Source organism: Rhodococcus sp. B10, from assembly GCF_011770055.1.
Taxonomy (GTDB): Bacteria; Actinomycetota; Actinomycetes; order Mycobacteriales; family Mycobacteriaceae; genus Rhodococcoides; species Rhodococcoides kyotonensis_B.
This window is the reverse complement of the sequence record NZ_JAAFYV010000021.1, coordinates 1-20018: the sequence shown is the minus strand read 5'-3', so window position 1 is coordinate 20018 and position 20018 is coordinate 1. Positions and strand designations below refer to the sequence as shown.

At 65.7% G+C, this 20018-nt stretch carries 20 protein-coding genes; 9 read left to right on the top strand and 11 right to left on the bottom strand.

Annotation, left to right across the window (positions count from 1 at the left end):
• The first annotated feature begins 37 nt into the window (after nucleotides 1-37).
• From RhoFasB10_RS15130 to RhoFasB10_RS15120, 3 genes are all read left to right on the top strand, one after another.
• A complete protein-coding gene (locus RhoFasB10_RS15130; RefSeq protein WP_068423961.1) occupies nucleotides 38-1708 on the top strand; it encodes a peptide chain release factor 3 in 1671 nt (556 codons plus the stop codon).
• Nucleotides 1708-2361, top strand: a complete 654-nt coding sequence (gene pnuC / locus RhoFasB10_RS15125) for a nicotinamide riboside transporter PnuC (RefSeq protein ID WP_167677048.1) — start codon at nucleotides 1708-1710, stop codon at nucleotides 2359-2361. Before RhoFasB10_RS15130 ends, pnuC begins: the two co-directional genes overlap by 1 nt.
• Before the next feature lie 95 nt (nucleotides 2362-2456).
• Nucleotides 2457-3095, top strand: coding sequence for a hypothetical protein (locus RhoFasB10_RS15120; RefSeq protein WP_068424040.1), 639 nt, complete (start codon nucleotides 2457-2459; stop codon nucleotides 3093-3095).
• A gap of 66 nt (nucleotides 3096-3161) precedes the next feature.
• On the opposite strand, the gene RhoFasB10_RS15115 is transcribed toward RhoFasB10_RS15120, so the two are convergent.
• From RhoFasB10_RS15115 to RhoFasB10_RS15105, 3 genes are read right to left on the bottom strand one after another with little or no spacing between them, the layout of a single operon-like run.
• Nucleotides 3162-3884 carry a DUF4166 domain-containing protein gene (locus tag RhoFasB10_RS15115; RefSeq protein ID WP_068424038.1) on the bottom strand — a complete coding sequence of 241 codons (723 nt, stop codon included), beginning with the start codon at nucleotides 3882-3884 and terminating at the stop codon, nucleotides 3162-3164.
• A 34-nt stretch (nucleotides 3885-3918) separates the two neighbouring features.
• Nucleotides 3919-5715, bottom strand: a complete 1797-nt coding sequence (locus RhoFasB10_RS15110; RefSeq protein ID WP_167677046.1) for an ABC-F family ATP-binding cassette domain-containing protein — start codon at nucleotides 5713-5715, stop codon at nucleotides 3919-3921.
• Nucleotides 5715-6650: a 4-(cytidine 5'-diphospho)-2-C-methyl-D-erythritol kinase gene (locus tag RhoFasB10_RS15105; RefSeq protein ID WP_114330154.1), complete on the bottom strand. Its 936-nt coding sequence runs from the start codon at nucleotides 6648-6650 to the stop codon at nucleotides 5715-5717. The genes RhoFasB10_RS15110 and RhoFasB10_RS15105 overlap by 1 nt, the downstream gene beginning before the upstream one ends.
• Before the next feature lie 93 nt (nucleotides 6651-6743).
• On the opposite strand from RhoFasB10_RS15105, the gene RhoFasB10_RS15100 reads away from it, so the two are divergent.
• Nucleotides 6744-7739 carry a YafY family protein gene (locus tag RhoFasB10_RS15100; protein ID WP_167677044.1) on the top strand — a complete coding sequence of 332 codons (996 nt, stop codon included), beginning with the start codon at nucleotides 6744-6746 and terminating at the stop codon, nucleotides 7737-7739.
• Between the two features lie 37 nt (nucleotides 7740-7776).
• On the opposite strand, the gene rsmA is transcribed toward RhoFasB10_RS15100, so the two are convergent.
• From rsmA to RhoFasB10_RS15085, 3 genes are all read right to left on the bottom strand, one after another.
• Nucleotides 7777-8658, bottom strand: coding sequence for a 16S rRNA (adenine(1518)-N(6)/adenine(1519)-N(6))-dimethyltransferase RsmA (gene rsmA, locus RhoFasB10_RS15095; protein ID WP_167677042.1), 882 nt, complete (start codon nucleotides 8656-8658; stop codon nucleotides 7777-7779).
• Nucleotides 8659-8679: 21 nt separating this feature from the next.
• Nucleotides 8680-9807, bottom strand: coding sequence for a resuscitation-promoting factor (locus tag RhoFasB10_RS15090; RefSeq protein ID WP_068423951.1), 1128 nt, complete (start codon nucleotides 9805-9807; stop codon nucleotides 8680-8682).
• A gap of 144 nt (nucleotides 9808-9951) precedes the next feature.
• Nucleotides 9952-10791 (bottom strand): TatD family hydrolase, encoded by an 840-nt coding sequence (locus RhoFasB10_RS15085; RefSeq protein ID WP_068423949.1) that lies wholly within the window; start codon nucleotides 10789-10791, stop codon nucleotides 9952-9954.
• Nucleotides 10792-10812: 21 nt separating this feature from the next.
• Here RhoFasB10_RS15085 and metG point away from each other — a divergent pair, with 21 nt between their 5' ends.
• Nucleotides 10813-12357, top strand: coding sequence for a methionine--tRNA ligase (gene metG / locus RhoFasB10_RS15080; RefSeq protein ID WP_068423947.1), 1545 nt, complete (start codon nucleotides 10813-10815; stop codon nucleotides 12355-12357).
• 58 nt (nucleotides 12358-12415) lie between these two features.
• On the opposite strand, the gene RhoFasB10_RS15075 is transcribed toward metG, so the two are convergent.
• Complete coding sequence (locus RhoFasB10_RS15075; protein WP_167677041.1) at nucleotides 12416-13786, bottom strand: wax ester/triacylglycerol synthase family O-acyltransferase; 1371 nt, start codon at nucleotides 13784-13786, stop codon at nucleotides 12416-12418.
• 131 nt (nucleotides 13787-13917) lie between these two features.
• Between RhoFasB10_RS15075 and RhoFasB10_RS15070 the strand changes: the two genes are divergently transcribed.
• Together RhoFasB10_RS15070 and RhoFasB10_RS15065 are read left to right on the top strand one after the other, a co-directional pair.
• Nucleotides 13918-14943, top strand: coding sequence for an alpha/beta hydrolase (locus RhoFasB10_RS15070; RefSeq protein ID WP_068423943.1), 1026 nt, complete (start codon nucleotides 13918-13920; stop codon nucleotides 14941-14943).
• A 14-nt stretch (nucleotides 14944-14957) separates the two neighbouring features.
• Complete coding sequence (locus RhoFasB10_RS15065) at nucleotides 14958-15386, top strand: SRPBCC family protein (protein WP_068424035.1); 429 nt, start codon at nucleotides 14958-14960, stop codon at nucleotides 15384-15386.
• 53 nt (nucleotides 15387-15439) lie between these two features.
• Here the strand turns inward: RhoFasB10_RS15065 and rsmI are convergent, their stop codons facing one another.
• Nucleotides 15440-16276 (bottom strand): 16S rRNA (cytidine(1402)-2'-O)-methyltransferase, encoded by an 837-nt coding sequence (gene rsmI / locus RhoFasB10_RS15060; RefSeq protein WP_068423941.1) that lies wholly within the window; start codon nucleotides 16274-16276, stop codon nucleotides 15440-15442.
• A 125-nt stretch (nucleotides 16277-16401) separates the two neighbouring features.
• Between rsmI and RhoFasB10_RS15055 the strand changes: the two genes are divergently transcribed.
• A complete protein-coding gene (locus tag RhoFasB10_RS15055; RefSeq protein ID WP_167677133.1) occupies nucleotides 16402-17856 on the top strand; it encodes a phospholipid carrier-dependent glycosyltransferase in 1455 nt (484 codons plus the stop codon).
• A gap of 75 nt (nucleotides 17857-17931) precedes the next feature.
• Here the strand turns inward: RhoFasB10_RS15055 and RhoFasB10_RS15050 are convergent, their stop codons facing one another.
• From RhoFasB10_RS15050 to RhoFasB10_RS15040, 3 genes are read right to left on the bottom strand one after another with little or no spacing between them, the layout of a single operon-like run.
• Nucleotides 17932-18363, bottom strand: a complete 432-nt coding sequence (locus RhoFasB10_RS15050) for a DoxX family protein (protein WP_068424033.1) — start codon at nucleotides 18361-18363, stop codon at nucleotides 17932-17934.
• A 60-nt stretch (nucleotides 18364-18423) separates the two neighbouring features.
• Entirely contained in the window at nucleotides 18424-18783 is a 360-nt protein-coding gene (locus RhoFasB10_RS15045; protein ID WP_068423937.1) for a GntR family transcriptional regulator, read from the bottom strand.
• Nucleotides 18784-18801: 18 nt separating this feature from the next.
• Nucleotides 18802-19467 (bottom strand): NAD(P)H-binding protein, encoded by a 666-nt coding sequence (locus RhoFasB10_RS15040; RefSeq protein WP_167677039.1) that lies wholly within the window; start codon nucleotides 19465-19467, stop codon nucleotides 18802-18804.
• Between the two features lie 54 nt (nucleotides 19468-19521).
• On the opposite strand from RhoFasB10_RS15040, the gene arsC reads away from it, so the two are divergent.
• Nucleotides 19522-19869: an arsenate reductase (glutaredoxin) gene (gene arsC, locus RhoFasB10_RS15035; protein ID WP_167677037.1), complete on the top strand. Its 348-nt coding sequence runs from the start codon at nucleotides 19522-19524 to the stop codon at nucleotides 19867-19869.
• Nucleotides 19870-20018 lie beyond the last annotated feature (149 nt).

Sequence of the window (20018 nt, the reverse complement as noted above, 5' to 3'; positions counted from 1 at the left end):
CCGGCAACAAACCCCACTCCACCCAAAAGAGGTTCGCTTGAGTACGCCCGATTCGGTAGACGTCGGCACTACCCCCACCGAGTCGGCACCGAGCCAGCCGAAGAACGCGCACAAGGAACTCGCGTCCGAAGTCGCCCGTCGTCGCACCTTCGCCGTCATCTCGCACCCGGACGCCGGTAAGTCGACGCTCACCGAAGCGCTCGCACTGCACGCCCGTGTGATCTCCGAGGCCGGTGCCATTCACGGCAAGGCCGGTCGTCGTTCGACGGTGTCCGACTGGATGGAGATGGAGAAGGCCCGCGGTATCTCCGTCAGTTCCACGGCGCTGCAGTTCAACTACCAGGTCGATCCGACCGTCGACGACACCAACGTCATCAACCTCGTCGACACCCCTGGTCACGCCGACTTCTCCGAGGACACCTACCGCGTGCTGACGGCCGTCGACGCGGCCGTCATGCTCATCGACGCCGCGAAGGGCCTCGAACCGCAGACCCTCAAGCTGTTCCAGGTCTGCCGCCAGTTCGGTATCCCGGTCATCACCGTGATCAACAAGTGGGACCGCCCCGGCCAGTCACCGTTGGAACTGCTCGACGAGATCGAGCAGCGCATCGGACTGACGCCCACGCCGCTGTACTGGCCCGTCGGTATCGCGGGCGACTTCCGCGGGCTTCTCGACGTCCGGGCAGGCAACTACATTCGCTTCACGCGCACGGCAGGTGGCGCGACCATCGCCCCCGAGGAACTGCTCGACGCCGACGCCGCTCTCGCGCGCGAGGGCTCGGAGTGGGAGACCGCGCTCGAGGAGAGCGAGCTGCTCGTCTCGAGCGGACAGGCTCACGATCAGGAATTGTTCCTCGCCGGCCAGACGTCACCGGTCATCTTCGGCTCCGCGATGCTGAACTTCGGTGTCCGCCAGATCCTCGACACGTTGGTCGCCCTCGCACCCGCGCCCGGCGCCCGTGAGGACATCAAGGGCGGCACGCGCGAGGTCACCGACCCGTTCAGCGCCGTCGTCTTCAAGGTGCAGGCGGGCATGGACACCGCACACCGCGACCGTCTCGCGTTCATGCGCGTCGTCTCCGGCGTGTTCGAACGCGGCATGGTCGTCACCCACGCACAGACCGGGAAGCCGTTCACCACCAAGTACGCGCTGACGGTGTTCGGCCGCGAACGCTCCACCGTCGAGAACGCCTACCCGGGCGACGTCGTCGGCCTCGTCAACGCGACCGCGCTGGCGCCCGGGCACACGCTGTTCACCGACAAGAAGGTCGAGTACCCGCCGATCCCGTCCTTCGCGCCCGAGCACTTCGCGGCCCTGCGCGTCGACAGCGCGGACAAGTACAAGAAGTTCCGACGTGCCGTCGAGCAGATGGACTCGGAAGGCGTCGTACAGGTGTTGCGCAACGACATTCGCGGCGACGCCTCCCCTGTGCTCGCTGCCGTCGGCCCGATGCAGTTCGAGGTCGTCACGGCCCGCATGAAGACCGAATTCGGCGTCGACGCCCGACTCGAGCCGCTCGGATACTCCGTCGCGCGCCGCACCGACGCCGAGTCGGCCACCGAGTTGGGCCGTCAGCGCGGCGTCGAGGTCTTCACGCGCACCGACGGGGCGTTGCTCGCGCTCGTCAGCGACAAGTGGCGTCTGCAGTACCTCGAGAAGGAAATGCCGGAACTGACGCTAGAGCCTCTGGTCGCCGCAGGCGAATAGTGCTCATCCAGCTGCTCGACGCGCAGGTATCCATCGCGGGTCATGCAATTCTCTGGCGGGAGATCGTCGGAAACGGGTTCGGGTTGGCGTCGGCGATCGGCGGGATGCGACGCGTCGTCTGGGCGTGGCCGGTGGGCATCGTCGCCAACGCCCTGCTGTTCACGGTGTTTCTCGGCGGCGTGTTCCACACTCCGCAGGCACTCGACCTCTACGGCCAGGCCGGCAGGCAGCTGCTGTTCATCACGGTCAGCGTCTACGGCTGGTGGCGCTGGGCGCGAACCGCACGAACCCACGCACGGCCGGTGATGCCCCACTGGGCTTCGACGCGGGAACGCGTGGCGATGATCGCCGTCATGGTGGTGGGTACCGTCGGCTTCGCGCAGCTCTTCGACTACCTCGGCTCCTACGGAAAGTGGGCCGACGCCTGGATCTTCACCGGCTCGCTGCTCGCCACGTTCGGAATGGCCCGTGGCATCACCGAGTTCTGGCTGATCTGGATCGCCGTCGACGCCGTGGGCGTTCCCCTCCTGTTCAGCGCCGGTTTCTACCCGTCGGCTGTGCTGTATCTCGTGTACGCCGCGTTCGTTCTGTGGGGCTTCACAGCATGGTTTCGCATCCAGAATCGGAAAGAACGCGAGAAGATCACCCCTTAAACAGACGAAGTGTTATTCTTCCGAGGTCCGAACGGGCTTCGAGTTTGTTTAGAGCTCGAAGCCGAAGGGTTCATGCCGACGACTCGGGGTTGAAGATGACACAGGGATCCAGCTATCCGCTGGCGGGTATCAAGATCGGCCAGGCGCCGGCTCACCGGTTGACCACGCCCACTCCCACACTGGCTCCGGGAGTCTCCGCGGCCAAGTCCGACACTCCGGAATCGGTGGATCGCACGAGCACTTCGGCGCCCGCAGAAGCATCGCTCGACAAGGTGAAGCCCCAGGCGTCGGAGTCGAGTTCCCGCACGTCCGACGCGAAGAAGCATGTCGACACCACCAAGACCGAGCAGCCATCCCAGGAATCGAACGAGGTTGAAGTGACCAGTAGCGAGCAGATCTCCGAGCACGGCCTGCCCACCAACGGCCGGTCGAACACGCATGCATCGAACAGCACGAGCTCCTCGTCGAGCATCGGCCGCAGCGGTGCACCCGACCGTCGCACCGCCATGGGCGTCGCATCGGTACGTATCGCCGGACGCTTGACGCAGAACGAGTTGGGCAGCCGCACCGGCGACATCCGCACTCCCGACACCTCCGTCGGTCCCGACGAGCTGCTGCAGCTCCTCGGTGAGTACCTCGTCTCCGGCGGACTTCAGAACCCGGAAATCCACGTCCGCTCCAACGGCCAGACCATCGTGCTGGATCTGCTCAACCCCGCCAAGGGATATCGCTGACCCTCCCCCTGAACGGGTGTGGACCTTCCGTCCGAGGGGGCCGGAAGGTCCACACCCGTGTGGGAGCTACTCCCGGCGTTCGAGCCGCGTCGGCTTGGCGGACGCGGGAATGTCGCCCGCCGGGCACGGCCGCTCCTCGGCCGTGAACCACCCGCGGTAGAGGAACAGACGACCCATCACCGGTGACGTCACCTCGATCTGGATGCGGTGTCGCTGCTCGTGTTCGTCCCACCATTCGCGACCGATGGTCGTCGCCGACGCGAGGTGTGGAGTGGGCACGCCCAACACTTTCGGGGCGCCGCTTTCCAGAACCAGGCCACCGTCGTCGTCGACGCTGCACGTCGTGCGCACGATCATGTCCGAGTGAAATCCCAGGTAGTCCAGCGCATGCCCTGGACTCGTGGATACGGTCGGCGTCACCATCACCGAATTCATCCCCTGTGGCGAACCGGCGAACGAGAAGCGACGCACGAACGAGAGGGTGTCACGCCCGAGCTCGTCCACGTAGGCGTAGTTGACGATCGTGAACGGAACGTCGCGGGCCTTGCCTCCGGGGAACAGACCCCGTCGCGCCCCCAGCCACAACATCGGAGGCGGAATCAGCGCCGAGTGCGTCATCTCCTCCATGACGCCGACCCCGACCTGGCAACGCTCGTCGGACGCCGACAAACCGAAGCGCCACTGCACCTTCGGGTGAAGTTCGTCGAAGGCATCTCCCAGGGCGGTCCGGACGACCGACGTCGTTGCTCGGGCCGTCGCGGCCGGTGTGTGCGATTCGCCAGATCCCATCTTCACACCGTACGCAACGATGCGACCACGCACGTCAGTCGAGTTCGGCGGCGAGCTCCATCCATCGCTCCTCGGCGACGTCCTTGTCGGCGACGACTTTCTTCAGTTCCGTGTCCAGCTCGACGAGCTTGCCCGGATCCGTCGCGGCCGCAGCGAGTTCGGCGTGCAGCGCCACTTCCCGATCGGACAGCCGTACGACGAGCTTTTCCAGCTTGCTCAGTTCCTTGCGCGCCGCGCGTTCCGATGCCGCGTCGCGCACGGCCTTCTTCGCCGGGCCACCGGTCGTCAGGGAATCCGGGGCCGCGTCCGCCGCCAGCACCGCGCGCCTGCGCAGGTACTCCTCGATGCCGCCCGGAAGGTTGGTCAGCTTGCCGTCGCCGAACAGTGCCCACGTCGAGTCACAGATGCGCTCGATCAGGTACCGGTCGTGACTGATGACGACGAGCGTGCCTGCCCAGCCGTCGAGCAGATCTTCGAGCTGCTGCAGCGTGTCGATGTCGAGGTCGTTGGTCGGCTCGTCGAGCAGCAGCACGTTGGGCTCGGCCATCAGCACACGGGTGAGCTGCAGGCGGCGTCGTTCTCCACCGGACAGATCGCCGACAGGAGTGCGCTGACGCGCAGGCGTGAACCCCAGCCGCTCCGCGAGCTGGCCTGCCGAAATTTCCTTGTCGCCCAGCGTGATTCGCTCGGCGACCTCCTTGACGGCTTCGAGTACCCGCAGGGTCTTCGGCAGGTCGTCCAATTCCTGCTTCAGCCAGCCGATCTTGACGGTCTGGCCCTGAATTCGCTTGCCCGCCGCCGGTTCCAGTTCGCCGGCCAGCGTGCGCAGCAGAGTAGTCTTGCCCGAGCCGTTGACGCCGACGAGGCCGACGCGTTCTCCCGGCGCGAGACGCCACGTGAAGTCCCGCACCAGGACCCGGCCGTCGGGCGTCTCCAGACGCGCATCCTCGAGTTCGATGACGACACGCCCCAGCCTGCGGGTCGCGAACGACGCCAGCGCCACGGAGTCACGGGGCGCGGGGACGTCGGCGATCAGCGCCTCGGCGGCTTCGATGCGGTACTTCGGCTTCGACGTTCGAGCGGGCGCACCGCGGCGCAGCCATGCGAGTTCCTTGCGCGCCAGGTTGCGTCGACGTTCCTCCGACGCGTCGGCCTGACGAGCGCGTTCGGCCCGCGCGAAGATCCAGTCGTTGTAGCCACCCTCGTACGCTTCGACGCGGCCGCCGACGACCTCCCACGTCCGCGTCGCGACGGTGTCGAGGAACCAGCGGTCGTGCGTGACGACGACGAGTGCACTGCGTCGCGAAACCAAGTGCGCCGCAAGCCATTGCACACCTTCGACGTCGAGGTGGTTGGTGGGCTCGTCGAGTACGAGAAGGTCGAGATCCTGTACGAGAGCCGCCGCCAGTGCGACGCGTCGGCGCTCGCCTCCGGACAGGTTGTCGATCGACGCGTCGAGACCCGAACTGCCCTCGGGACCGAGATCGGCGATTCCGATGCCCGTCAATATGTTTCGGACGCGCGCGTCACCGGCCCATTCGTGTTCTGCCATGCCGAGCGGATCCAGAACCACCTGTCCGACGGTCGATCCGGGCGGCAGGACACCGCGCTGCGTGACGACGGCCATCCGCAGTCCCCCGACGCGGCTGACGCGGCCCGAGTCCGGCGGTTCGAGCCCGGCGAGCACCTCGAGCGTCGTCGTCTTCCCGCCGCCGTTGAGGCCGAACATTCCGATGCGTTCGCCCTCCTGCACGCCGAGGGAGACACCGTCGAGAAGTGGCTTGACGCCGAAGGACTTCGAGACGTTTTCGAGGTTGACGAGATTGACCATCAAGAAAAACCAATCGATTCACTAGTAACGACACGAGCGCCGGGAACCGGACCGCTCGCAACACGCACGGTGCGGCACACGCCTGCACCGGACAGTTCGGCACCGACCGCGACGGCAGTGTCGGAGTCGGCACACAGGAACGCACACGTCGGGCCCGAACCCGACACGATGCCCGCCAACGCGCCTGCCGCGACGCCCGCGCGCAAGGTACGACGCAATTGCGGGAGCAACGACACCGCGGCGGCTTGCAGATCGTTGCCGAGCAACGGCGCCAACGCCGTCGCATCCCCGGATGCCAGGGCATGCATCAGCTCTTCGGGTTCACCGATGCGCGGCGGTGAACCCTTCTCGCGAAGTTCGTCCAGTTCGCGGAACACGGCGGGAGTCTGCAAGCCGCCCTTGGCGAGCGCGAGCACCCAGTGGAACGTGTTGCGCGACAACACGGGAAGCAGTTTCTCACCGCGTCCGGTTCCGACGGCGGTGCCGCCGTGCAGAACGAACGGCACGTCGCTGCCGAGCTGGGCGGCCAAGTCGGTCAGTTCCTCACGCGACAGATCGAGCTCCCACAGCGCGTTCAATGCGACCAACGTCGCCGCCGCGTCGGTGCTGCCACCCGCCATGCCACCGGCGACGGGGATGCCCTTGTCGATGGTGATGTCGACGAGCGGCTCGCGGCCGACCGCGCCGGCAAGCAGGACCGCAGCTTTCCACACGAGGTTCCGCTCGTCGGTCGGAACGGACGACGCGTTCTCGCCCCGCACGGACACCCTCAGAGCTTTCGCGGGCACGACCGAGACCTCGTCGGACAGCGACAGCGCCTGGAAGACCGTCGTCAGCTCGTGATAGCCGTCGGCGCGCTGGTCACCGACCGACAGGTGGAGGTTGACCTTCGACGGCGCCCGAACGACGACGGGGCTGGGAACGACTGAGAGCACGAGAGTCAACAGTAGTGGAGAAATGCGACGACACTCCTCCTGCCCGCTGATCGAGGACGGCAATCGTCCGCGATCGATGCCATCATCTGAGCTATGCGGGAAACATCGGCACGACTGCTCAGATTGTTGTCGCTGCTGCAGACACGTCGGGACTGGGCGGGCGCGGACCTCGCCGAGCGCCTGAATGTCACGCCGCGAACCGTGCGCCGCGACGTCGACAAGCTCCGCGAGATCGGCTACCCGGTCAACGCCACCTCGGGCGTCGGCGGCGGATATCAGCTGGGTGCAGGCGCCGAGATGCCCCCGCTGCTTCTCGACGACGACGAAGCGCTCGCCGTCGCGTTCGGCCTGCAGAGCGCGGCCGGCGGCTCGGTCGCGGGCATCGGCGAGGCCTCGCTGCGGGCGCTGACCAAATTGCGTCAGGTGATGCCGTCGCGCATCCAACATCGACTCGACGCGTTGCGGATCGACGTCGTCGAGCGGCCCGCGCGCTCGGCCGTCGACGCGTCGGTTCTCGCGACCGTGGCGGGCGTCTGTCACAACCGTGAACGCCTGCGCTTCGACTACCGCAGGCACGACGGCACCGAAGCCAGGCGCGAGGTCGAGCCGTACAGCCTCGTGCGTGCCGGTGCCCGCTGGTATCTGCTCGGATGGGACATCATGCGCGACGACTGGCGGTCCTTCCGCGTCGACCGCATGGAACCGAAAATCCCGACGGGTCCGCGGTTCACGCGTCGCGAACTTCCCGACGGCGGTGCCGCGGCGTTCGTCGCGAAAGGAATCGACCACGCGTACACGCAGGTGAAAGCGCGAATCCTGTTGCACGCGGCCATCGAGACGATCGCGCCGATGGTCGACGAGCACTGGGGCACACTCGAATCCGGCACCGACGACACGTGCACGATCGTGTTGTCGGGCGATTCGCTGCAGTCGATCGCGCGGTGGCTGTACGCCTTCGACACCGATTTCACCGTCGTCGAACCCGCCGAACTGCGCGACGAATGCCGGAAGGTCGCCGAATGGCACAGCAAAGTGAGTGAGCGGTACCTGGCGAGTGTGCGCGCTCCCGCCGGCATCGATGGTCCGTAGCAACTGTCTATCGGATGCCGCGTGACATCGATGCCGATCAGGAAGACGGGGTGACGCCGGCAAGACGCACGTACGCGGCCGCGTCGAGAGTCTCCCCACGCGCCGACGGGTCGATGTCCGCCGCACGCAGACGACGCTCGGCTTCGACTGCCGAACCCGCCCAACCGGACAACGCCGCACGTAATGTCTTGCGCCGCTGCGCGAATGCGGCATCGACGACCGAGAACACGCGACGGCGATGTTCGTCGTCCATCGACCACGGCGGGTTCTCGTACCGGTCGATACGCACGAGCCCGGATTCGACCTTGGGCACCGGCCAGAACACCGAACGACCAACGGAGCCTGCACGTTTGACGGTGCCGAAGAAGTTGGCCTTGACGCTCGGGATGCCGTAGATCTTGCTGCCCGGGTCCGCGGCGAGACGGTCGGCGACCTCTGCCTGCACCATCACCAGCGCGGTGCGTAGCGACGGCAACTCCGAGAACAGGTGCAGCAGAACGGGAACCGCGACGTTGTACGGAAGGTTGGCCACCAGCGCGGACGGCTCACCCGGAATGTCCGACGCACGCACCTTCATCGCGTCGGACAGAACGACGGTGAGCTGATCGGCCTGCGACGGCGCACGTTCGGCGGCCGTGACCGGCAACCGCGCGGCGAGTTTCGGGTCGATCTCGACGGCGACGACCGCGTCGGCGACATCGAGGAGCGCAAGCGTCAGCGATCCGAGACCGGGGCCGACTTCGAGAACGGTGTCGGCGCCACCGACGCCTGCCGACGCGACGATGCGACGCACGGTGTTGGCGTCGTGCACGAAGTTCTGTCCGAGCGTCTTGGTGGGACGGACGTCCAATTCTGCGGCGAGAGATCGCACTTCCGCGGGCCCGAGCAACGCCGCGGGTTCCCTCACATGTTCTGACACTTCGAAGACTGTACGCACCCGCTACCGGTAGCCGAGACGGCTGGTGCAGGCAGGCCACGCGCCCCAGCCCTGCGACTTCTGGGTGACCGACGCAATCGCGATCTGCTCCTCGCGCGTCGCGAGGTCGGCACGAGGCGCGTAGCGGAGGCCGCCCTGGCGCTCCCACGTGTTCTGGTCGAACTGCACGCCGCCGTAGAAACCGTTGCCGGTGTTGATGGCCCAGTTACCGGTGGCCTCGCACTGTGCGAGCGCATCCCAGATGGCGCCGTTCTCGACGGGAGGGACCTCGGTGCCGGGTTTCGCGCCGACCCGGACGACCTTCGGCTGCGCGGGGACCTTGACGACCTCGGTGACCTTCTCGCGTCCGACTTCCTGGCCGTTGACGAGGTTGATGTTCCACGTGATGTCCGAGACGCCCGGCGAACCAGGATTCTCGACGACGGTGCGGCTCATGTTCATCGTCGGATCCTCGATGCGCTGCTCGGGGGCTGCGACCTCGGTGGTCTCCGACTTGGTCTCGGTACGGTCGCGCGTCACGACGATCTGGGCACCCTCGGTGACCTTCTCGTCGGGACCCGGCGTCACGGTGTCGGCCTGCTCGAGCGGCATTCCCGCTTCCTCGAGGAACTCGCGCACGGTCGGCGCGGCCAGGGTCAGAGGCGTCGGCGCCGCGGCACCGTCGACGACGGAGACCTCCTTCGGCGTCGCGACGTCGAGATTCGTTCCCTCGAGCGGCAGACGCTCACCGCGCGACGCGGACACGTGCACGTCCTCGGCGAGATCCATCTGTGACAACGCCTCGTCGACGGTCAGCGCCGTTGTCCAGATCTGCTCTTCCTGGCCGTCGACGGTCACGTTCAGCTCACGCGCGCGACGCAGGACGACGGTTTCGCCGTCGGACAGCTCGGTGTCACCGGCCGGGGCGACGAGATCCTTGTCACCCGGGGCGTAACCGGCGGCTTCCAACGCTCCGTTGACGTCGGACGTCATCGTGCTGAGTGAGATCAGCTCACCGTCGACGTCGATCGTCACCGTCTTGTGACGTGCGACCGCGACAGCGCCGCCGACGATGAGAGTGGCCAGCAGAGCGGCGACTACCAGATACAACGTGAGCGACCTGGTCGAATTCAGGCGGGTAATACCAGACAAAGCAATTCCTGGACTCGGGAGCGTTACCGTTTCGCGAAACGCCCGGCGGGGGGATCACGGTACGGTAACGAAAAGGTGGAGTTCCCGCAACCGAGGTGCGGCTACGCCACCCGTGCGCGCTTGGTTGGCCCAGGGTCCGACTGTTCACGCACGGGCGCGCAGCGCATACACCCGCTCGGCGTTCTCGGTGACGTGCGACGCCAGCTCGACAGGATCCTGGCCACGAATCTCCGCCAGTGCCCGCGCCGTGTACGGCAGGCAGTACGACTCGTTGGGCGCACCCCGGAACGGGTGCGGCGTCAGGAACGGCGCATCGGTCTCGACGAGCAGTTGGTCGTCGGGAATCAGCACTGCCGCCTCACGCAGAGCGTGCGCGTTCTTGAAACTGACGGTGCCCGACAGACTGAGCACGTAGCCCGCGTCGATGCAGGCTCGCGCGATCTCGGGTCCCGACGAGAAGCAGTGGAAGATCACCGTCTCGGGAGCGCCTTCGTGCTTCAACACGGACAGCAGATCCTCGTCGGCCTCGCGGTTGTGGATCATCAGCGGCTTGCCGAGACGCTTCGCGAGATCGATGTGCCAGCGAAAGCCGTCGTGCTGCTCGTCGATCGTCGCGCAGCCGTCCAGCTTGCCCGGCCAGTAGTAATCGAGGCCGGTCTCCCCGACAGCGACGACGCGAGGATCGGATGCCAACCGCTCGATCTCGGCCTTCACGGCGTCGTCGAGCACGTTGGCGCGGGTGGGATGAATGGCGACGGCCGCCCACACCCGCGGGTCCCACTGGGCTGCGTCGACGGCGAAACGCGCGGCAGCCAGGTCGTCGGCCACGGTCACCACGCGTCCGACGCCGACGGATTCGGCGCGATCGAGAATCTCGGCCGTCGACGCGGCATCGGTGGCACCGCACGCGTCGAGGTGTGTGTGCGCGTCGACGAGGCTGTGCAGCGGCTCGGGCAAAGGTGGCGCGGGACGTTCTCTTCTCACGCCGATAGAGTAGGCGCCACCATGACTGCGCCAGCTGATGCCTCACGGCCCACCTTCTACGTCACGACCGCGATCGCGTACCCGAACGGTGCCCCGCACATCGGGCATGCGTACGAGTACATCTCGACCGACGTCATCGCGCGCTTCAAGCGCCTCGACGGATTCGACGTCATGTTCCTGACGGGCACGGACGAGCACGGCCTGAAGATGCAGCAGACCGCAGTCAAGGAAGGCATCGACGTCCGCGACCTGGCAGCACGTAACTCGGATGTGTTCCAGGAGCTGGACAAGACGCTCGACATCTCCTACGACCGGTTCATCCGTACGACGGACGCCGATCATCTCGAGGCGAGCAAGGCCATCTGGACCAAGATGGTCGAGCGCGGAGACATCTATCTCGACACGTACGCGGGCTGGTACTCGGTGCGCGACGAGGCCTTCTACACCGAGGGTGAGACGACGGTCGTCGACGACGGATCGCGTGTCGCCACCGAGACGAAGACGCCCGTCGAGTGGACGGAGGAGTCCACCTACTTCTTCCGGCTGTCGGCCTATCAGGACAAGCTGCTGGAGCTGTACGAGACGCAGCCGGAGTTCATCGCACCTGCGACGCGTCGCAACGAGATCGTCAACTTCGTCAAGAGTGGACTGAAGGATCTGTCGATCTCTCGGACGACGTTCGACTGGGGCGTCCAGGTTCCGAACGACCCCGACCACGTCATGTACGTGTGGGTCGACGCGTTGACGAACTACCTAACCGGCGTCGGCTACCCCGATACGTCGTCGGAGAAGTTCCGAAAGTTCTGGCCCGCGAGCCTGCACATCATCGGCAAGGACATCACGCGGTTCCACACCGTGTTCTGGCCTGCGTTCCTGATGTCGGCGGGTATCGAGTTGCCGCAGCGTGTGTTCGTGCACGGCTTCCTGAACAACAAGGGCGAGAAGATGTCCAAGTCGGTCGGCAACGTCGTCGACCCGTTCGATCTGGTCGCCGAGTTCGGTCTGGACCCGCTGCGCTTCTTCCTGCTACGCGAGGTGTCCTACGGCCAGGACGGCAGCTACAGCCCCGAGGCCATTGTGACGCGGATGAACGCGGACCTGTCCAACGAACTCGGCAACTTGGCCCAGCGGTCGCTGACCATGGTCGCGAAGAATCTCGAGGGCAAGGTTCCGACGCCCGGCGAGTTCACCGCGGACGACGAGGCTCTGCTGGCCCGCGCCGACGCGCTACTGGACATCTGCCGCAAGGAGTTCGACGTCCAGGCGCTGCATTCCGCACTAGAGGCGATCTGGTCGGTGCTCGGCGAGACCAACCGGTACTTCTCGCAGCAGGAACCGTGGGTGCTGCGCAAGACCGATCCGGCCCGCATGGCGACCGTCCTGTACGTGACGCTCGAGGTACTGCGCATCGTCGGCATTCTCGTGCAGCCGGTGATGCCCGGTTCGGCGGCGAAGATCCTCGAACAGCTCGGCAACCCGGCGCACCAGTTCAGCGACATCGCGACGCGCATCGTGCCCGGTGAGGCATTGCCCGCGCCGTCGCCGGTGTTCCCGAAGTACGAGTAGGCACTACGCGCCGTGCGTGCGAATGTGTAGCGGGCTATACATTCGCGCGCACGTGCGGCTACGCCGCCTTCTCCAACTCCTGCAGTGACGTCTCGAGATGCGTCAACATCCGCTGCAGATGCGGGACGCTACGACGACATCCGACGAGCCCGAAGTTCAGCGAATCCCCGTTGCTGGCGACGGTGATGTTGAGCGCCATGCCGTCGCATACGATCGATGCCGGGTAGATGCCGTCGAGACGTGCTCCGTTCCAGTACAGCTCCTTCGGCGAGCCCGGAACGTTGGAGATGATGACGTTGAACGGCGGCGGGGTGCTACGCACGAATCCCGGAACCGGACCGAACAGCAACGGCAGCATCGTCACGGCCCCGAATGCCAAGGACTCCAACGTGTTCAGCTCGCGCATCATGTCCTTGCCGCGCGTCGTCGATTCGGTGATGCACTGCAATCGGGTCATCGGGTCCGACTCGTGCGTGCCGAGATTGCACAGAATGGTCGTCACCGAGTTGCCTGCCGCGTCGCCCTCACCCGGCTTGCGCAGCGACACGGGAACCATTGCGATCAAAGGAGATTCGGGGAGCGCGTTCTCGCCGAGCAGGTAGGCACGTAGGGCGCCTGCACACATCGCCAGCACCACGTCGTTGAGCGTGATGTCCAATCTCTCTGCCACCGAACGCATTCGCTCGATCGACCACGTATCGGCGGCGAATCGTCTCGCACCTCCGATCGGAACGTTGAACATCGTCCGCGGTGCGCGCAGCGGCAGCTGCGCACCTTCGTCACGCAACGCACGCAGTCCGATGCGCGCCGCGGCCGGGACGAAATCGAACATGTCCCCCGCGAGTCCGAGCCCCGTCGACAGACCTCCGGTGATCCGTTCGAGAGTCGACGGACTGCGACGCTTCGGCTTGCCGTCGAACAGGCTCGGGTCCCACGTCGCGACGCCGTTTCGGTCGTCCGGATCCTCGGTCAGCGTGTTCAGCATCAGCTTCAGAGCGGACACGCCGTCGACGAGCGAGTGGTGCACCTTGGTGTAGAGCGCGATCCTCCCGTCGGCCAACCCCTCGACGATGTGCAGCTCCCACATCGGACGGTATCTGTCAAGAGGCGTACTGTGGTGAAGAGAGAGGAATTGGAACAATTCTCGAATCCTCCCGGGAGACGGAAGAACCACGCGTCGTACGTGGTATTCGAAGTCGATGTCGGTCTCGCGAGACCACGCGAGTTTGCCGACGATGTCGACTGGCCTGCCTGGCCGTTTGCGGAACAAGTCGTGCACCTCACCGCCTGTGAACCTGCGGTGGATCTCGTCTGCGAGATCATGCGGTTCACCTGCGGGAACGAACAGTTGGAGACCCCCGACGTGCATCGGGTGCTCCCGCGATTCCGCGATCAGGAACATGGATTCGGTAACGGGCATCAGGGCCATGTGCGATCACCTTTACACCTAGTTTGCATAACGGTGTGACGTCGAACACGACTCTACGTTTAAAGGACCTAAGTCTCTGGTTATTGTCCGTTACCGATGGTCCTACGCAACTGCAGATCGGAGGCGAGCGCATGACAACGGTGCTCACCGCTACGCCAAGGCCGGGATTCACCCCGGCTACCCACACGTCGAGCCGGGCCGACATGCCCAGCGGAAGCCTGGCGTCGAAGGCACTCGCCGCGTATCTGCAGCACACGGTCCGTCCGTTTCTGTCCGTCTGGGCCAGGACGGCACATCTTCCGTGGCCGTTTCACGTGATCGATTACGCCGGACGGTTGGTTCCCCAGCTCAAGGGCACCAGGAGCCGACGCGTCGAACTCGCCGACTGTGGGGCGGAATGGGTCACCGCCGACGGCGTCTCGGAGGACAACGTCGTGCTCTACCTGCACGGAGGCGCGTTCGTCTGTTGCGGCATGAACACCCACCGCCGACTCGTCTCCCGTGTCTCGCAGAGCGCCGACGCGCCGGTTCTGTCGGTGGACTACCGCATGATGCCGAGAAACCCGATCTCACACGCGGTCGAAGACGGCGTCGACGGCTACCGTTACCTGCTTGCGGCCGGCTATCGGCCCGATCAGATCTTCATCGCAGGTGACTCCGCCGGCGGTTATCTGGCGTTCATGGTCGCGTTGGCTTTGCGGACCGTGAACCTGCCCAGACCTGCGGGCATCTTCGTCATGTCACCACTGACCGACATGGACCCGACGCGCAAGATCGAGCACGAGAACGCGCGGAAGTGTGCCGTGTTCCCGGCCGGTGCGGTTCCGGCGCTGACGGTGATGGCCGACCGGGTCGACGCGAAGATCGTCGTCGAGGGCAAGCGCGGGCCTCGCATCTCGCCGGTCGACGCCGATCTGACCGGTCTTCCGCCGGTATTGATCCAGGTCGGTTCGACCGAAATGGTTCTCGCCGACGCCGAACTCATGGCCATCCGCCTCGAGGAGGCGGGCGTCGAGTGCGAACTGCAGGTGTGGGACGAGCAGGTGCACGTCTTCCAGGCGGCCGATTTCCTGCCGGAGGCACGTCGGGCGATGATCGAGATCGGCGAGTTCGTGCGATCGCACTGCGCATTCGACGCCGCCCCGAGCACTGCGTGAGTAACGTTGCAACCATGGCAGTAACAGGAAACAAAGAGGTCGACATCGCGGCCGAACCCGCAGCTGTGCTCGAGGTTCTCGCCGACGTCGAAGGGTTGCCGTCGTGGTCGCCGGTCCACAAGAAGATCGAGGTCGTGGATCGGTACGACGACGGGAAGCCGCACCACGTCAAGATGGCCGTGTCGATCCTCGGTATCAACGACGATCAGGTCGTCGAATACACCTGGTCGGACGACAAGGTGTCGTGGGATCTCGTCGAAAGCTCGCAGCAGAAGGCGCAGCACGGCGAGTACACGCTGACGGCGACCGAGAAGGGCACGCACGTCGCGTTCTCGCTGACGGTCGACCCGAAGATCCCGGTGCCCGGTTTCCTCGTCAAGAAGGGCACCAAGACGGTGCTCGAAGCCGCGACCGAGGGGCTACGGCAGCAGGTCGTGGGTTAGACGTAGGTCCTGGTCATTCCGCAGGCTCCACTCCCGCCCTGGTGTAGATCTGGTCATTCCGCAGGCTCCACTCCCGCCCGCGATGCGAGGACTGCCTCGTACAGTTCCCGCTTGCCGACGCCGTTCACCGCCAGCTGGGCGCACGCGTCCTTGAGCCGCATGCCCGACGCGACCAGCTCTTCGACGTCGTCGATCAGGTCCTCGGGGTTCTCGACGACGCGTTGTGCGCCGGCGAGAACCACGGTGATCTCGCCGCGGACCCCGTCGGCGGCCCACGTCGCGAGTTCGCCGAGGGTTCCACGCTTGACCTCTTCGTAGGTCTTGGTGAGCTCTCGGCAGACGGCGGCGCGTCGTTCGGAGCCGAGCACGGCGACCGCGTCGGCCAGGCACGCATCCAGACGATGCGGCGCCTCGAAGAACACGCACGCCCGCGGTTCGGTCTTCAGGGTCTCGAAGAACGCACGACGCTGTCCCTGCTTGCGCGGTGGGAAGCCGTCGAAACAGAAGCGTTCGACGGGCAGACCGGAGAGCGCAAGTGCCGTCGTCACCGCGGAGGGGCCAGGGAGGCACGTGACCGGCAGGTCGTTCTCGACGCACGCGGCGACGAGTCGATAGCCGGGATCGCTGACCGACGGCATGCCCGCATCGGTGACGAGAAGGACTTTCTTCCCTTCGCGGACGGCGTCGACGAGCATCGGCAGACGGTTGGACTCGACCTGGTCGTAGAAGCTGACCACCTTGCCGGTGATCGTCACCCCGAGCGCCGACGCCAACTGCTTGGTGCGACGCGTGTCCTCGGCCGCGACGACCTCGGCCGTCGCGAGCGCGTCGCGCAGTCGTGGCGACGCGTCGCCGACGTCGCCCATGGGGGTTGCGGCAAGGATCAGCATGCCTCCATCGTCCCGTATCGCGGCCCGCCGCCTACCATCGGCATGTGACCTTGTTGACCGAGCGGTACGTCGTCAGTCCCGGTCCGACGTCTCGGGCTGCCGATCTCTACCGCGACGTCGACCGCATGCGGGGTTGGATCGTCACACTGGTCATCACGGCCATCGCCGCCGTCACACGGTTCGCGATGCTGCGCTACCCGACCGATGCCGGCACTCCGGTGTTCGACGAGAAGCACTACGCGCCGCAAGGGTGGCAGGTCCTCACCGGCGGCGGAATCGAGGACAACCCGGCGTACGGGCTCGTCGTGCACCCGCCCGTCGGCAAGCAGTTGATCGCGGTCGGCGAGGCGATCTTCGGCTACAACGGCTGGGGGTGGCGCTTCTCGGCCGCGCTGCTCGGAACGTTGTTGGTGCTGATCGTGATTCGCACGGTGCGACGCTTGGCACGGTCGACTCTTGTAGGTGCGATCGCCGGAATCCTGTTGATCGTCGACGGAGTCACGTTCGTGTCGTCGCGCATCGGGATGCTCGACATCTTCCTGGCGTTCTTCGTCACCGCGGCGATGGGATGTCTCGTCGTGGACCGCGACGACGTACGCGCGCGCATGGCCAGGGTCCGGCTCGAAGGACGCATCGACGCAAGCGAATTCGGCCCCCGACTCGGCGTGCGGTGGTGGAGGTTCGGCGCGGGCATACTGCTCGGACTCGCATGTGGCACCAAGTGGTCCGGCGTGTACTTCATTGCCTTCTTCGGACTGCTGTGTGTCGCTTTCGATCTCGCGGCCCGACGCGCGAACGGTGTTCGACGCCCCTGGCTCGGCACTGCCGTGCGCGACATCGGTCCGGGCCTCTACGCACTCGTCGTGATCCCCGTGTTCGTCTATCTGTGCACGTACGCAGGGTGGTTCGCGAGCGAGAACGGCGTCGATCGTCACGCCGTCGGAAATCAGATCGGGACGGACGGGCCTTTCTCGTTCGTGCCGGGCGCGCTGCGGTCACTGTGGTACTACAGCGGCAACGTGCTGGACTTCCACTCCGGTCTGACGAACTCGGCCGGCAATCACCACCCGTGGGAATCGAAGCCGTGGACGTGGCCGATGGGTCTGCGGCCCATGCTGTACTACTTCGCCGACGGCGACACCGTCCAGGGCTGCTCGGCGGGGTCGTGCGTCAAAGCCATCATGTTGATCGGTACCCCGGCCATGTGGTGGCTCGCCGTCCCGATGCTGCTCTGGTGCATGTGGATGGTGTTCGTGCGACGCGACTGGCGCTTCGCCGTCGTGCTCACCGGTTACGCCGCGGGTTTTCTGCCGTGGTTCCTGACGCTCGATCGTCAGATGTATTACTTCTACGCCGTCGCCCTCGCGCCGTTCATGGTGATGGGCTTCGCGCTGATACTCGGGCAGATCATCGGATCGGCGCGTGCCTCGGCCGAACGGAGAGGCACCGGACTGCTGTTGGTGTGCCTCTACGTCGGCCTCGTCATCGCGAACTTCATCTGGTTGTGGCCCATCCTGACGGCCATGCCCATCACGCCCGAGATGTGGCAGCGGCAGTTGTGGCTGCCCAGTTGGCGCTAGCGCGCCACGTGCGCGCGAATGTAGAGCGGGCTGTACATTCGCGCGCACGGGTGCAAAGCGCCTGTGCCGCAAGCGTTATGCGCGAGCTTTCGAGAAGCTCGTCTTACCGCCGAAGACACCGTCGAGGCTGAAGCGTCCGGCACCGACAGCCGCGAGCAACAGCGAGCCGACGCCCAGCGCGACGACGAGTTCGTAGCCACCCTCGGACACGAAGACTCCGAGGTCGTAGTGCACGAACGCGAACGCACCGACCATGTCGAGGAACAGCAGGATGCCGACGATCGGGGTGAAGATGCCGAGCAGAAGCGCGATGCCGCCGACCAGCTCGACGAACGTCGCGAAGTAGGCGGACACGGCAGGTAGCGGTACGCCCATTCCTTCGAATCCGGCTTTGGTGGCGTCGAGACCGTTGGTGTTGAGCTTCTGCCAACCGTGGGCGATGAAGACGATGCCCAGGCCGATCCGGGCAACCAGGGTGGCGAAGTCGCGGAAGATGGTCGAGTTCATGAGAATTCCTTCGGGCACGGCAACGGGACCCGACCACCCTGGCACATCGTTGTTGAAGCGTCAACCTCGACGGAGTGCTGTGTCGACGAGTTCTCTGATGCGATCGTCGTCCATTCCCAACGCGCGCAACTCCGCCACGTACGCGACGGCTGCGCGTGCGGCGTTGTCCTCGGTGGGGTCACCACCCGACGCGATGAAGGTTCCGAGCCGACCGCGTGCTTCGATGACGCCCTGGGCTTCGAGTTCCTTGTACGCCTTCGCAACGGTGTGCGGCGCGATCTGCAATTCCTCGGCGAGACCGCGCACCGTCGGAATCTTGGTCTCCGCGATCAGTTCTCCGCTACGCACCTGGTCGAGGATCCCGGCGCGAAGTTGTTCGTACAGCGGGGTCTTCGACGCCGGGTCGATACGCACGTGCATACGGAGAACCTACGCCGGCTACACGCCCTTGACTGCGTCCTCGACCGGGGTGTCCCCCGACGTCAACATCACGGTCTTCCCGATCGTCGACGGCGTTTCGAGCACCAGGGCGATGACGTGCGCGACGTCGGCACGCGGCACGGTTCCGCGCTCCAGCGGTGGTTCCGACAGCGTGACGTGTCCCGTCGGGTCGTCGTCGGTCAATCCGCCCGGTCGAACGATGGTCCAGTCCAGCTTCGTTCGCGCTTTCAGGTCCTCTTCGGCCGCGGTCTTGGCCGCGATGTACGCCTTCCACGTGTCCTCGGCGTCGTCGGCGACGGGTTCGCCCGCGCCGAACGAGCTGACCTGGACGAACCGCTTCACGCCTGCCTTCTCGGCCGCGTCGGCCAGCAACACCGAGCCCGCCCGGTCCACGGTGTCCTTGCGTTCGACGCCTCCCGACGCTCCCGCGCCCGCAGCGAAGACGGCCGCGTCGGCGTCGTGCAAGAGTGCGGCGACGTCGTCGACCGATGCGTGTTCGAGATCGATGACCTCCGGCAACGCGCCCAGGGCCGCCACGGCGTTGCTGTGGTCGGGATTTCGGATCAACGCCACCGCCCGATCGCCCTGCGCAGTCAGCACTTCGGTCAACTGCTGAGCGATTTTTCCGTGTCCTCCGGCAATCACTACTCGTCGATCAGTCATTCCCGACGCCTACCCGCCGGGCCCCGTGGACAAACAGTGGCAAGATCCTCTGTCATGACCACCAGCGCGATCATCTACCACAACCCTCGCTGCAACACGTCCCGGACGGTGCTGAAGGCGATCCAGGAGGCGGGGATCGAGCCGACCGTCGTCAAGTACCTCGAGACTCCGCCGACGAAGGACGGGCTACGCAAGCTGCTCGACGACGCGGGCCTGACGCCGTCGCAGGCCATCCGCACGAAGGAAGCCGTCTACAAAGAACTGGGTCTCGCCGACGCGTCGGACGACGAACTGATTGCCGCCATGGTCGATCACCCCATCCTCATCGAGCGTCCGATCGTGAAGACCGACAAGGGGACCGTGCTCGCACGACCGGCCGACAAGGTCCAGGACGTCTTGTGAGTGCGAATGTATAGCGGGCTACACGGCGGTCTCAAGCGGTCATCGCAACGAGCGTCTTGTCGTATGCCTTCAGAGGAGTATCCCATCCGAGGGTCCTACGAGGACGGTTGTTGAGTAGGTCCTCGACCTCGGCGAGCCGTTCCGGGGAG

Bases quoted from the DNA above. Each gene is read 5' to 3' on its own strand.
- RhoFasB10_RS15120 (WP_068424040.1), top strand. From the start codon at position 2,457: ATGACACAGGGATCCAGCTATCCGCTGGCGGGTATCAAGATCGGCCAG.
- RhoFasB10_RS15115 (WP_068424038.1), bottom strand. From the start codon at position 3,884: ATGGGATCTGGCGAATCGCACACACCGGCCGCGACGGCCCGAGCAACG.
- RhoFasB10_RS15110 (WP_167677046.1), bottom strand. From the start codon at position 5,715: ATGGTCAATCTCGTCAACCTCGAAAACGTCTCGAAGTCCTTCGGCGTC.
- RhoFasB10_RS15100 (WP_167677044.1), top strand. From the start codon at position 6,744: ATGCGGGAAACATCGGCACGACTGCTCAGATTGTTGTCGCTGCTGCAG.
- metG (WP_068423947.1), top strand. From the start codon at position 10,813: ATGACTGCGCCAGCTGATGCCTCACGGCCCACCTTCTACGTCACGACC.
- RhoFasB10_RS15075 (WP_167677041.1), bottom strand. From the start codon at position 13,786: ATGGCCCTGATGCCCGTTACCGAATCCATGTTCCTGATCGCGGAATCG.
- RhoFasB10_RS15070 (WP_068423943.1), top strand. From the start codon at position 13,918: ATGACAACGGTGCTCACCGCTACGCCAAGGCCGGGATTCACCCCGGCT.
- RhoFasB10_RS15065 (WP_068424035.1), top strand. From the start codon at position 14,958: ATGGCAGTAACAGGAAACAAAGAGGTCGACATCGCGGCCGAACCCGCA.
- rsmI (WP_068423941.1), bottom strand. From the start codon at position 16,276: ATGCTGATCCTTGCCGCAACCCCCATGGGCGACGTCGGCGACGCGTCG.
- RhoFasB10_RS15055 (WP_167677133.1), top strand. From the start codon at position 16,402: ATGCGGGGTTGGATCGTCACACTGGTCATCACGGCCATCGCCGCCGTC.
- RhoFasB10_RS15050 (WP_068424033.1), bottom strand. From the start codon at position 18,363: ATGAACTCGACCATCTTCCGCGACTTCGCCACCCTGGTTGCCCGGATC.
- RhoFasB10_RS15045 (WP_068423937.1), bottom strand. From the start codon at position 18,783: ATGCACGTGCGTATCGACCCGGCGTCGAAGACCCCGCTGTACGAACAA.
- RhoFasB10_RS15040 (WP_167677039.1), bottom strand. From the start codon at position 19,467: ATGACTGATCGACGAGTAGTGATTGCCGGAGGACACGGAAAAATCGCT.
- arsC (WP_167677037.1), top strand. From the start codon at position 19,522: ATGACCACCAGCGCGATCATCTACCACAACCCTCGCTGCAACACGTCC.